The sequence below is a fragment of the Hungatella hathewayi WAL-18680 genome, from assembly GCF_000235505.1.
In the GTDB taxonomy this organism is placed as follows: Bacteria; Bacillota; Clostridia; order Lachnospirales; family Lachnospiraceae; genus Hungatella_A; species Hungatella_A hathewayi_A.
On sequence record NZ_JH379029.1, the window covers coordinates 568,112 to 580,992 of the forward strand.

Genomic DNA, 12,881 nt, shown 5'->3' on the forward strand with positions numbered 1-12,881 from the left:
CTATGCCTCTCCATCCAGCCGTTTTACAAACCGCTCCATTCTGCCCAGGGCCTCTTTCAGGCTCTTCAGCGAATAGGCGTAGGACACACGCAGGTATCCCTCCCCACAGTCTCCAAAGGCGGTTCCAGGCACAACTGCCACCTTCTCCTCCTCCAGGAATCTGGTGGCGAACTCGTCCGAGGTCATCCCAAACCGCTTGATGCTTGGAAATGCATAAAACGCCCCATGAGGCTCAAAGCATTCCAGTTTCATCTCCTCGAAGGCGTGAAGCACAAACCGCCGTCTCTGGTCATAGGATTCCCGCATCATCTGCACGTCCCCGTCCCCGTTGCGCAGGGCGGATACCGCCGCATACTGGCTGGTGGTCGGCGCGCACATAATGGCAAACTGGTGAATTTTCAGCATCTGCTCCAGAATCATGTGGGGCGCCGCCGTATATCCAAGTCTCCATCCCGTCATGGCATAGGCCTTGGAAAATCCGTTAATCAGCACCGTTCTCTCCTTCATGCCAGGCAGAGACGCGATGGTCACATGAGGCTCCTGGTTGTAGGTCAGCTCCGAGTATATTTCATCGGTGATAATGAAAATATCTTTCTCAATCGCTATCTTCGCGACAGCCTCCAAATCTTTCCGCTCCATAATCGCTCCCGTAGGATTGTTGGGGAACGGCAGAATCAGAATCTTCGTCTTATCCGTCAGCTTCTCCAGAAGCTTCTCCGGTGTCAGACGGAACTGGTCCTTCTCCTCCAGTTCAATAATCACCGGCACGCCGCCGGCCAGTCTGGTACACGGCACATAGGACACGTAGCTGGGCTGTGGTATCAGCACCTCTTCCCCTGGGTTTAACATGGCCCGCAGGGCGATATCGATGGCCTCACTGCCGCCCACCGTCACCATGACTTCCTTATCCGCATCATATGTAACGTCACAGCGCCGTTTTAAGTAATTACAAATCTCAACTTTTAACTCCTTTAAGCCCGCATTGGAGGTATAGAAGGTTCTTCCCTTTTCCAGGGAGTAAATGCCCTCCTCACGGATATGCCACGGAGTATCAAAATCAGGTTCTCCAACGCCCAGTGATATGGCATCCTTCATCTCACTGACGATGTCGAAAAACTTCCGGATACCGGAAGGTGGAATGTCTACGATGGTATCAGATAATGGGTTTCTCATGGAGTAATCAGCATCCTTTCGTCCTGAACAGTATCAGCCAGTATGGTTCCGTGGTCCTTATATTTTTTAAGCACAAAATGAGTCGCCGTGCTCAGTACCGAGTCCATAGGGGACAGCTTATTTGACACAAACAGCGCCACCTGCTTCATGGTCTTTCCCTCGATAAACACGGTAAAATCATAGGCGCCGGACATCAGATACACCGCTTCCACCTCACTGTACTGGTATATCCGCTCCGCAATTTTGTCAAATCCCATACCTCTCTGGGGAGTTACCTTTACCTCAATTAAAGCCATTACTTTCTCATCGCTGGTGTTGTCCCAGTTTATCAGGGTATGGTAACCGCAGATGATGTGCTCTTTCTCCATTTCGGCGATTTCGTTGGCCACCGCGACTTCACTTTCTCCCAACAGAACCGCCAAGTCTTTGATGTCAATTCTGCTGTTTTTTTCTATTACCGCCAAAATTTTCTCTCTCATAACGTCTACCTCCTGATTAATTATTTTTTATATAATAAGCAGTCTGGGACCACTTTATATAACTCATCTCTGGCAGGACGGTCCAGATATCCCCGTCCTTCCTCCTCCGTCTCATCCGGGCTGACAGTTCCCGGTCTTCCATGGAGAATTTCCCGTTTAATTCCGGGATTTACCCGGCCAATCACCACGGCTGGAATCCCTTTTTCTTCCAGGGCTCTCACCAGATGACCGCCATTGTCCGCCACCAGCAGCACACAGTTTTCCGAGTACAGCCGGTACGGGTTGACATCATATCTCTCGCAGACCTCCACGGTCTCCTGTTTAATAGGAATCTGAAGCAGTTGGAATTCAATCCCCACCTTATATGCCCCCGACAGGTTCCAGAGGGCGGTATAGACACCGCCCTCACCTATGGGTTCACACTCGGTAGCGCCGAATTCACGCCACTGCTCCAGATTCCCGGTAAGTGCTTCCACATCTCTGTTTGTTTTTATCTGTTCGATATAATCCTTGGAAAACCACTGTCTCAGCTCTTCTTCCCTGGCACAGGCGATGATTCTGGCTCCCTCCTGCCCGATATAGCCGGCGATAACCAAATCCTGTCCCGGCTTCATGGTGCCGTGGTTCTCCCGTATGATTTTTCTCATATGCTACGCTCCCGGTCCGCCTGGTGATGGTGATGGCTCCTGCTGCGGCGCTGACACGCCCGGTCCGCCATTTTCCCCGGTGACAAACGAAGGAATGCTCTCGGCCGGCACATCCGCCGGTACTTCCACAGGCTCCGTGGACGCCGGTACTTCCGGACCCGTCCGGATAATCGCCTTGGAGGCATTGTAGGTGTCCGTGTGAAGAATGGTCTTCTCCGTCTCCACGCCGTCCACGTAGACATATTTCCACAGTCTTGACTTTAACCCTCTGTGGGCGGACTGCTCCTGCACTCTCGCTCCCGGCGCCAGGGACGGGTCGACTTTGATAATCGGCTCCCCTGGGTCAGTTACACTGAGTGTCTCCGACACATATTTAATGGTACGATTGGACGGTCTCGTCTCCTTACCGTAAAAGGTAAAGAACAGCGTCCTTCCATTGGTCCCGCCTTCCACATAAATCGGCGTGTCATATGGGTTCGTAACCTTGATATCCTTATAAGTTCCTGCGATAGCCGCGTCATTGGACGGCTTCACATAGCTGACTATCATGGAATGATTCTGCCGCTGGGTGATCTCCAGCTCCGCCAGCAGCGCTGCATTGTACAGTGTGGTTGCTATCTGGCACACACCGCCGCCGACGCTGTCCACCACCTGCCCATTCTCATAGGCCGCAGCCGTTGCGTATCCGTTGGCTGTGGTAAATGGCTGCATGCACTCATACCCGGACAATGTCTCCCCAGGCATCAGCACCCGGCCGTTAATCTTCCCGGAACCCACCTTCAGGTTGGTGGAACGGGACGCTCCACTGCTGGAAAAGTCCGTGGAAAAGGTACCAAGCACATCCTGAATCGTGGCCAGCTGGTCCGCCGTCACTGCCGGCAGCTTTTCTTCCACCACCGCCGTCACGACGATAGGTGCATTTAAACCGCTATCAAGGGCCTCGTTTAACGCCTGTCTGGTAGCATCAATATCCACCGTCTTGCCCACAACCTCCGGCGTAATCACAAAAGCGCCGTTCTCTCTGGTAATGCTGGCGTCCTTGGCTTCCGCCGTCACCGCGTTGCACTCCGTCTCCACAAATGAGGCTATCATCCCGTCATCCAGGGCCGTCTCCAGCTCCAGGGTCACCGGATTCATCTGTAAATCCTTCAGGTTCATATAATGGCGGATCAGATTGCCGCCCTCATACTGCTGCGTCGTCTCTGCCACCACATCCGTATTGCTCCAGCGAAAGCCCAGTTCCCCCGCGGTGGTATTCACCATAGTTCCATCCACATTCAGGGTAACCGTCTGGTTCGCCATGCTGTTTACATACTCGTCTACCTTCTGGCCGGCCTCCTCATTGGTCAATCCTCCCAGATTGAAATCAGCCACGTAGATTCCATCCGGAACCACGTCATCTGCGGCAGCCGCCTCCATGGGAAATGCCACCGATGCCAGAAGTATCCATGTCGAGACGGTCAAACCGTTCATCCACATCTTCAATTTCATCATTTACAGGCCCCTCTTACTTCTCTTAAAAAATACCGGCGCTCATCAGTGCGCCTGCCACAGTCGGCACTACCATGGCCAATACGAGTAAAACAATAATTATCGTCGATACAATTTTCTTGTTCTTCTTATTATTAAAGTCTATCATTGCATTCACCTCTTTACTATTCTTCCGTATTTGGAGATAATTTTATCCGTCATTCTGGAAACTTCATTTCTGCTCAGATGGTCTATCTGCACAGCTATGTCTATTCTATGATATTTTAGCAATTCACGCAAGCCTTCTTTTTGTCTTTTTGTGGCTGGCTGCTCCTTTTTTACTTTATAAATCAACGTTTTTGGCTCAAATGCTTCCGGCCGGTCTTTCCCGTGATGCCTCATCAGTTCCTGATACAATCCGCTGGCCGCCTGGGCATCCGACAGCGCCCGGTGGGCCGTCCCGGTCTCAACCCGGAAATAGCGGCAGGCCGCCCCCAGATTCTTCCGTTCCTCCTCCGGCATAAACTTCCGGCAGAGCTCCAGTGTATCCACGCCTTCTTTTTCAAACTCCAGTCCCGCGTTCACCGCCGCCCGCTTTAAAAAGCTGTAATCAAACATGATGCGGTGCCCCACCAGTGGAAATCCCTCACAGAATGCCACAACCTGACCGATTATCTCCTCAATCCCCGGCGCGTCCCGCAGCATCTCATCCCCAATGCCGGTCAACTCCACAATCTCTTCCTCCAGCTGGCGTCTCGGATGAACCATGGTGTGAAACTCCTCCGCCACCTGGCCGTCAACCACCTTGATGGCCCCAATCTCCATGATTTTATCTGTCTTCGGGTTCAACCCGGTGGTCTCCAAATCAACTGCCACATAAGAATTCATCATGATGACTCTCCTTTGCGGGATTTGGGCTTCGCCGTCTCTTTCGTCTCCGCGCTGGGACAGTACTCTCTCAAAAAACACTCCTCACATTTGGGGCTTCTGGCGAAACAGATGCTTCTCCCCAGTGTGATAATCTGGATATTCCATAAAATCCAGTGGTCCTTGGGAATCACCTTCATTAACTCGTACTCTATTTTCTCCGGGTCTTCCTCTTTTGCAAATCCCAGCTTCCTGGATATCCGCTTGACATGGGTGTCCACCACAATGCTGGGCTCCCCGTAGATATTTCCACGGATGACATTGGCCGTCTTTCGTCCCACACCGGCCAGGGACGTCAGTTCCTCGATAGTGCTTGGCACCTCCCCGTTATACCGCTCCACAAGCTCCTTGCAGCATGCGATAATGTTCTTGGCCTTGTTGTGATAGAAGCCGGTGGAATGGATATCCCGCTCCAGCTCCTTTAAATCCGCCTCCGCAAATTTCTCCAGCGTGTCATATTTCTGAAATAAATCCTTCGTCACAATGTTCACCCTGGCATCCGTGCACTGGGCGCTCATGATAACCGCTATCAACAGCTGCCAGGGCGTCTCATGGTTTAAGTAGCACCGGTACTCCGTGCCATACTCCCTGTCCATTGCCTCCAGCACCTTTAACACCCGCTCTGCCCGCTGCGCTTTTGTCTCTCTCTTTGCCATCATATCCTCCCTGGCTGTTCTTCGGCACGCTCCCGCCTGCCTTAATACTGTATCTCTCCTTTAAGTTTACATAACGTTTATTTTAACCGCTTTTGCATTATAATTCAATGGGTCTCTGTTCAAATAATCAAATAAAATCAGACTTCCATCTCCCATCGCCTCCACATGTGCCATTTTACTCATCTGTTTGGAATCATATGACTCATATCCCATCAGATAATGGGGATTTTCCGCTTCTTTGATAAAGAAATCCCGCACAATTGTCTTGTACGCCGTCTGCTCCCTGGCAAAGGACGGGCGGCTTTTCACATTTTCCCGAAGGTACAAGTCATACATGAGACTGTCCCGGTACTGCTCCAACCGGTGATACCGCTTCTCAATAAACTGAAAGAGAATCTCATACCGGGCCAGACGGTTGTGGCTCACGTCGAAGAGGCCAAGAGACTCGTACTCCCCGGCCAATTCCTCGTACATCCGGAAGGGGGAGTCAAATTCCTCCTCCAGCATAGCCATCGTCGTCCGAAACTGCCCGCTGTTATAATAGACCTCCACCATCTCCTCGACCGCTTTCAATTTCAGGATTTCCCCATAATTCAGCCATCTGGTGGACAGCACCTCGTAAGGCGGCTTCTCCTTGTAAATGAGGCCGTAAGTCCCAGCCATCTCTTCCATATAAGAGCCCTTCAAGACCTTCAGGAAACCAAGCTGAAGCTGCTCCGGTCTCATGGCGTACACATCGTCAAAGGATTGCTGAAACCGCTCATATCCCTCATAGGGAAGCCCCGCAATCAAATCCAGATGCTGGTGGACATTGCCAAACCCGTTGATTCTCGCCACCACCGCAGACAATTTCTCCAAATCCATCGTTCGTCGTATCTCCCGGATGGTATCCGGGTTGGTGGTCTGCACGCCAATCTCCAGCTGGATCAGCCCTGGCCGCATCCGCTCTATGAGGGACAATTCCTCCTCGTCCAACAAATCGGCGGATATCTCAAAATGAAAATTGGTCACCCCGTTGTCATGCTCCAGCAGATACTGCCAGATGGCCATGGCATGGCTCTTCTTGCAGTTGAAGGTTCGGTCGACGAATTTCACCTGTGGCACCTTGTGCTCCAGAAAGAACGCAAGCTCTCTCTTCACCAGTTCCAAATCCCGAAACCGGACCGACTTGTCAATGGAGGACAGACAGTAGCTGCAGGAAAATGGACAGCCGCGGCTGCTCTCATAGTAGATAATCTTGTGCTCATACCCGGTCAAATCCCCGTAGGAAAAGGGTATCCGGCTCATATCCATCACCGGCTGGATGGAATTCTCTCTTATGGTTCCCTCCTCGCCGCGAAACGCCAGTCCGGCAATGCCGGCCAGTGCACTGGTTCCGGTCTGCTCCGTGTCTTGGTTTACATAATATTCCACCAGCCGGGTGAAGGTCTCTTCCCCCTCCCCCTTCATGATGCCGGTCACCGCCGGCTCCCTGCGAAGAACTGCCCCAGCGTCATAGGAAACCTCAGGACCTCCCAGCCAGATATCGCATCCGGGCAGAACCTTATGGATATCGTGAACCAGTTCCATCACATAGTCGATATTCCAGATATAGCAGGAAAATCCCAGCGCATCCGGCTGTCTTTGGTAAATATCCTTCAGCACCATATCCATCTGGTTGTTAATCGTATATTCGCCTATCTCAATCGTCAACTCATCCGCCGAAACAGCAGACGGGAGAAAGCCCTCTTTCCCCCGTCCGTCTTCCCATTTCAATCTCATTTCCGCATACGCCTTCAGGCTGTATACTCCCAGATTGGAATGAATATATTTGGCATTCACTGCCACCAGCAAAAACTTCATCTTCAGACCTCAATCTCTATCTTTCTTCCCGTCGGCTCATAGCGGTAATAGCGGACGCCAGCCGCATTCAGCATCCGCTTGGACGCCCGGACCGCCGGTGTATCCGCATATTTATCTTCGCCATAAATCAGGGTCTTGATACCCGCCTGGATAATCGCTTTCGCACATTCATTGCAGGGAAACAGGGTCACATAGAGCTTACTGCCTTCCAGGCTGCCGCCCCGGTAATTTAAAATGGCATTCAGCTCGCTGTGGGTGGAATAAAAATATTTGGCATTGTAAGGGTCGTCCGCCTCGTGGGTCTTGTCCCACGGAAACTCGTCGTCGGAACAGCCTTTTGGAAATCCATTGTATCCCATGGACAAAATCTTGTTGTCCTCGCTGACAATACAGGCTCCCACCTGGGTGCTCGGGTCCTTGGAGCGCTGGGCCGACAGCCGTGCTACACCCATGAAATACTCATCCCACGTGATATATTCTGCTCTCTTTTGTGTCATAACTGTATCCTCCCCTTATTATGATATATTTGTTAACTCTACAACTTCAGTACATGATATCCTGCCGCCTTGGTCAGCCTGTTCATAATGGCCTGTCCCAGCGCCTCTTTGGAAAAGCTCTCCGAGAAAATGTAATCCACCGCCAAATCGTCGTACTCCCGCAGCACAGCAAACAGGTTGTGGGCAATCGTCTCCTCCTTGGCTCGAAGCCCCAGACTTCTCACGATTCCTTCCGTATAATACTCCCGGCTCTCGTCGGTGCAGATAATCCCAACCCGGTAGCCGGCCTCCAGTTTTTCCTTCGCCAGCTCCATGATTTTCTCCGCCACCCGCTTCTGTCCGTCCACTTCCTCACTGCTTTCCACCAGCATCAGCTCCGCCTTCGGCGCGTAGTGTCGGTATTTCATCCCCGGCGCCTTGGGTTTCACATCTGCCTTCAACGGGCCGGTAATCGCCGGGTCAATCTCCACCGTTCCCAGCGTCTCCCTCAGCATCTCTATGGTGACCGCCCCCGGCCGCAGCATGGAGGGGACATCCCCGGACACATCTACAATCGTGGATTCCAGACCGATTCCAACCGGCCCTCCGTCCACTATCATCTCTATCTTTCCATTCATATCCTGATACACATGCTCCGCCGTCGTCGGGCTTGGCCGCCCTGACGTGTTGGCGCTGGGTGCAGCTATGGGCACCCCTGCAAGAGCAATCAGGCGGTTTGCTATGGTGTCGCTTGGCATCCGGATGGCCACGGTTTCCAGCCCCCCGGTTGTCCCGTATGGCACGATACCGCTCTTTGGAAACACCAGAGTCAGCGGCCCCGGCCAGTAGGCGTCCATCAGCTTTTGTCCCGCTTCCGGGATATGGGAAACCAGCTGTTCCACATCCTCCTTCCGGGCCACATGGGCAATCAGCGGATTGTCGGAAGGTCGTCCTTTCGCCTCATAGATTTTTCTGGCGGCCTCCTCGTCCAGCGCGTTGGCTCCCAGCCCGTAGACCGTCTCCGTCGGAAATGCCACCAGCCCGCCGTTTCGCAGTATCCGGGCCGCCTCCTCCAGCTGGCTGTCCTCTATCTGCTCTCTGTCATTTATAGTTATTACTTTCGTCTTCATCCTGTCTCTTCAGCTTTCTGTTCTCTGTCTTACCTGTTATGGTTATCAACATTTTCCGTCAAAAAAATCGACGTTATCCCCATAATAGCACACCCATCCGCCCGGTGCAACCGTTCTCTTTGTTTTGTCAGCCGCCGTTTAAATACTGCATGATTCCCATGTGGATGGTCCACGCCATTTTATCCTGGTATTCCTCCGAATTTAGGGAGGCCGCTTCTTTCCAGTTACTCAAAAAACCGCATTCCACAATGACGATCGGCTCCTTGACGTGGAGCAGCAGATAGTAGTTGTCATTGGATTTCGCCACCCGTCGGTTTCCGGCCCCCAGCACATAATCGAACCGCTTCTGCAGGATTTCCGCCAGGCGTTTCCCCTTATCGGAACCCTTGTAGTAAAAGACCTGCCCGCCGGAAATGGCTTCCTCGTGGTAGCTGTTCTGGTGAATGCTGACGGCCAGGGCCGGTTTGGTGTCATTGATGATTTCACACCGCTTCCGCATGTCCGCCATCTTCTTATTGTTGTCGCCGGAGTTGTACAGTCCGGTGTCATCGTTCCTCGTCATCACCACCTCCACGTCGGAGGCCTCCAAATATGCCTTCAGCCGGGTGGCTATCTGAAGATTGATGTCCTTTTCCAGACTGCCGTCCACACCCACTTTTCCAGGGTCATTTCCCCCGTGGCCGCTGTCAATCACCACCACCGGTCTCTCCTTTTTTGTGATTCCCACCGCATTTGCCTGCATCATCCCCGCCTGCCCCGCGATTCCATAGACAAGAACCAGCAGGCACAGGGCCATGAGCAGTTCTATTTTTTCCATTTTCAATATCGTTACCTGACACCCTCTTTTACTCCAATATATATTTTCCACCATCAAAAAAGAACCGCCAATCGAGGCGATTCCTTTTGTTTGTTCTATCTGACTGTGTTATTTTCTCTCGAAGTGATTGTAATCCACCACGGCGTCCCGCACAATCTCCTGCATGTACTGGTACAGGATATCATTTCCACCGTACTCCTCCCATAACTGGTAGGCCGGGTCCTCCACCACTTCCGAGACGATCTCCACCGCCTTGCCGGCATAGGAGTAGACATTGAGTTTGGCGTAGAGATTGGCCATCTGCGCTTTGTCGTGGCGGGGAATGTCGGAATTTTTGTAGGTATCCATCACCTTATTATAGAAGACCCGCTCCAGCATTTTCTTCGAATATTCGGGGAAATTCAGCAGATGGCGGTTCTTGTTTCCTGTCCGGCTGGCCCAGGCCGCCATATCCACGGTTTTGGTGTGATACTCGAAACTCCCGTCGTCCCCGTAATCTAACACTCCATACTGACAGGGAGCCGTGGAAAGGGAGCTGGTGACGATCTCATCGATACCGTAGGATTCACTGCTCTTAAAATGCTGTACGTGCAGATGTCCGCTCAAAAACCAGGGGACATGCCAGTCACACAGCTTCTGCTGCAATTCCTCGGAATGTTCAATGGTACAGTCATCCACGTATACCTGGCTCTCATCCATCAGGTTGTGATGGGACACGGGTATGATATTCATGCCCTCGTTCCAGGCGATATCCATCTGCTCCTCTATCCAGTCATAGGTCTCCAGCTTTATCATCCCGCCCACATGGTAGCCGTCATCGTACTGACAGCTGTCCAGCATCAGCAGCCGGTTGAAATCATCCAGCTGGTAGGTGTAGCTCAAGGAATGTTCGTCCCTGGACAGGGCTTCCCCGTAACCGAAATCATAGTAAATGGTTTCAAAATCCTCCGGTGTGGTCTGCTCCGCCGGGAAATGGTCCTCCCCCTGAAACTGGGCCGCCGCCGGGTTATTGATATCGTGATTGCCCGGAATCACCACCACCGGTATCCCGGCATCCTCCACTTTCACCAGCTTGGATGCCAGCTCTTCGTGGCTCAACTTCTCCCCGTTGAGAGATAAGTCCCCGCTGAGAATCAATGCCTGGGGCTTCTCCTCTATCACTTCGTCCAGAAACGCGTCGGTTATCTGCCGCACGTAGTTGGCCATCTTTCCGTCGCCGTGCTCTACCATGTAAGTGAACGCCTCTTTGCCGTCGGTCAGCTTCCTGGCCAGGTAGTGGATATCAGTCGCGACAATCAGGCGGTTATTCCGCTCCGCGGTTTCGTCGGGAGTTGTCTCCGGCGGTATCTCCGTGGACGGCTCAAGGGCTTCTATGGTCGTCTCTTCGGTGGGATTGGTGCTCTCCGTCTCTGTCTCGGTTTGTGTCTCTGTCTGTACCGGGGTCTCATCCACAGGCTTCTCTTTGGAACATCCTGCGATTCCTGCTGCCACACAGAGTGTCAGGAGGGTCATAACTGCCAGTTTTTTCTTCATATACTTAAGCCTCAACTATTCATTTACTTTCACAACATCCCAGATGTCCGCCGGCTCAAATCCCAGCTTCCAGACGGCCACTCCGGCCAGTTCGGCATCTTTGATGGCGTCCATCTTCAGGCCTATGGATTTCTCCTCCTCCATCCAGACCATCTTTAAGCCTTCGTCTGTCTGAAGTTCTCCGTAGTACTGTCCCATCTCCTCCTGCCAGTAGAGGTCTACCTGTTTTTCTTCCACCCAGGCTTTGGCCGCCGCGATTCCGAGGGCGGAGGAGGATATCTTGCCGTTGTTGTCCGTCCATACCCGGGTGTAAAGCGGGATGGCGTTGATGACCTTTTCTTTTGGAACGATGCTGCATGTGTCCTCGATTCCCTTTTTCACATAGGGCAGGGAAGCCACGGAACCGGCATCTCCTCCGGCGTAGTGCTCGTCGTAACCCATGATGATGACATAGTCCGCAACACGGCCCTGCTCGGCACGGTTGTAGAAGGAGGTGTAGTCCGTGGGGACATAGTTGTCTACGGACAGGATGATGCCGTTCTTCCGGCACTCGATGGAGAGTTCACGGATGAACTGTACGTAATGAGGACCGGCGGAGGGTTTGATTCCCTCGATGTCCAGGTTGATGCCGTCCAGTCCCAGGCTTTCCACCTCGGCCATCAGATTGCTGATAAGGTCTTTGCGGACGGATGTCTGGGCGAATAGGATTCCGGAGTTTACGTCATCCCCTTTGTTGAAGTTGTCAAGTACGCCCCACACCTGCATGCCCATGGCGTGGGCTTTGTCGACGTATTCTCTGCTCCCGTAGGAGTGATAATTGCCTTTGTTGTCTGTCAGGGCGAACCAGGTGGGCGCGATGACATTGACGCCCTTTGTGTTGGCGATGAGCGTCTCCATGGCGTCATTGGCGTCGTCCGACATCACCTGGTGGAAGGCAAGGCTGACTTTCTCATCCAGGGAAATGTTGGTGTAGACGGGTGTTTCAAACATACTTATCTGTGGGACCTGCCGGATGTTTCCGATAGTGCGGTTCTCCACGTAGCCGATGTAGCCGTCGGAGGTCTCCACGCGGGACCAGTCTTCTAACTGCTCTAAGATGCGAAGCTCCGCTCCCTTGGGGACATTGGTGATGATGGGGCTTTTGATGCCGCCTTTGACTCTGGCCTCGGTTTCTTTTTTGGACGTGGCCAAAGTCCACTCGCCCCAGGTATTGTCGATAAAGGCGCGGTTTACGCCGTCATTTTCGTAGGCTTTTACCTGGACATCGGTGTAGTTGCTGATGAGGCCCAGGGACAGGTATACATCGGTGTCCTCCACAAGAAGAAGGGGGGCGCCGGTGCTGCCGGTGGTTCGCTTGTCGGCATAGACGATGGTTTCCGGAAGGGTGTAGACTAAGAGTTTTTCTATGTCGTCCCAGTAGAAACGCTCGTTGATATTCTCGTTTACCCAGGTGATAGGGAGATAGGTCTGGCCGTCACGGGTGATGGCCTTGGACTCCTGGAGTTCGCTGTTGAAATAAATGGCGGTTTGCTCTCCCTGGACCTGTAATAGTTGTTGTTTGTCTGCCATCTCGTTGGATGGGAGGTATTTTATGATGAAATATGCTCCGATAAAGCCGGTAATGATTAGTAGTATAGCTCCGATTGCCGCGATGATTGGTGCCAGTCTGCGTTTCAAAGAGTTGTTCCTCCTATGTGTGGTGTTGTTGATGTGGGTGAGAGGTGCGGATGC

General features: G+C 52.5%; 12 protein-coding genes. All 12 read right to left on the bottom strand.

What is annotated here, in order from left to right; all coding sequences use genetic code 11:
- Positions 1-1,173, bottom strand: coding sequence for an aminotransferase class I/II-fold pyridoxal phosphate-dependent enzyme (locus tag HMPREF9473_RS23410; RefSeq protein ID WP_006782709.1), 1,173 nt, complete (start codon positions 1,171-1,173; stop codon positions 1-3).
- Complete coding sequence (locus HMPREF9473_RS23415) at positions 1,170-1,652, bottom strand: Lrp/AsnC family transcriptional regulator (protein WP_006782710.1); 483 nt, start codon at positions 1,650-1,652, stop codon at positions 1,170-1,172. The genes HMPREF9473_RS23410 and HMPREF9473_RS23415 overlap by 4 nt, the downstream gene beginning before the upstream one ends.
- Before the next feature lie 20 nt (positions 1,653-1,672).
- Positions 1,673-2,299: an AIR synthase-related protein gene (locus tag HMPREF9473_RS23420; protein WP_006782711.1), complete on the bottom strand. Its 627-nt coding sequence runs from the start codon at positions 2,297-2,299 to the stop codon at positions 1,673-1,675.
- A gap of 3 nt (positions 2,300-2,302) precedes the next feature.
- Positions 2,303-3,790 (bottom strand): VanW family protein, encoded by a 1,488-nt coding sequence (locus tag HMPREF9473_RS23425; protein WP_034860068.1) that lies wholly within the window; start codon positions 3,788-3,790, stop codon positions 2,303-2,305.
- A 153-nt stretch (positions 3,791-3,943) separates the two neighbouring features.
- Positions 3,944-4,660: a 3'-5' exonuclease gene (locus HMPREF9473_RS23430; protein ID WP_006782714.1), complete on the bottom strand. Its 717-nt coding sequence runs from the start codon at positions 4,658-4,660 to the stop codon at positions 3,944-3,946.
- The gene (gene nth / locus HMPREF9473_RS23435) at positions 4,657-5,352 is read right to left on the bottom strand and encodes an endonuclease III (RefSeq protein ID WP_006782715.1); all 696 of its coding nucleotides are present in this window, start codon (positions 5,350-5,352) and stop codon (positions 4,657-4,659) included. Before nth ends, HMPREF9473_RS23430 begins: the two co-directional genes overlap by 4 nt.
- A 66-nt stretch (positions 5,353-5,418) precedes the next feature.
- The gene (locus tag HMPREF9473_RS23440; RefSeq protein ID WP_006782716.1) at positions 5,419-7,194 is read right to left on the bottom strand and encodes a B12-binding domain-containing radical SAM protein; all 1,776 of its coding nucleotides are present in this window, start codon (positions 7,192-7,194) and stop codon (positions 5,419-5,421) included.
- 2 nt (positions 7,195-7,196) lie between these two features.
- Positions 7,197-7,691 carry a deoxycytidylate deaminase gene (locus HMPREF9473_RS23445; protein WP_006782717.1) on the bottom strand — a complete coding sequence of 165 codons (495 nt, stop codon included), beginning with the start codon at positions 7,689-7,691 and terminating at the stop codon, positions 7,197-7,199.
- A gap of 38 nt (positions 7,692-7,729) precedes the next feature.
- Positions 7,730-8,800, bottom strand: coding sequence for an L-threonylcarbamoyladenylate synthase (locus HMPREF9473_RS23450; RefSeq protein ID WP_006782718.1), 1,071 nt, complete (start codon positions 8,798-8,800; stop codon positions 7,730-7,732).
- A 127-nt stretch (positions 8,801-8,927) separates the two neighbouring features.
- Complete coding sequence (locus tag HMPREF9473_RS23455; RefSeq protein WP_242830887.1) at positions 8,928-9,617, bottom strand: N-acetylmuramoyl-L-alanine amidase; 690 nt, start codon at positions 9,615-9,617, stop codon at positions 8,928-8,930.
- A gap of 108 nt (positions 9,618-9,725) precedes the next feature.
- Complete coding sequence (locus HMPREF9473_RS23460) at positions 9,726-11,150, bottom strand: metallophosphoesterase (RefSeq protein ID WP_006782720.1); 1,425 nt, start codon at positions 11,148-11,150, stop codon at positions 9,726-9,728.
- Between the two features lie 15 nt (positions 11,151-11,165).
- On the bottom strand, positions 11,166-12,827 hold the full coding sequence (locus tag HMPREF9473_RS23465) for a glycosyl hydrolase family 18 protein (RefSeq protein WP_006782721.1): 1,662 nt from the start codon (positions 12,825-12,827) through the stop codon (positions 11,166-11,168).
- Positions 12,828-12,881 lie beyond the last annotated feature (54 nt).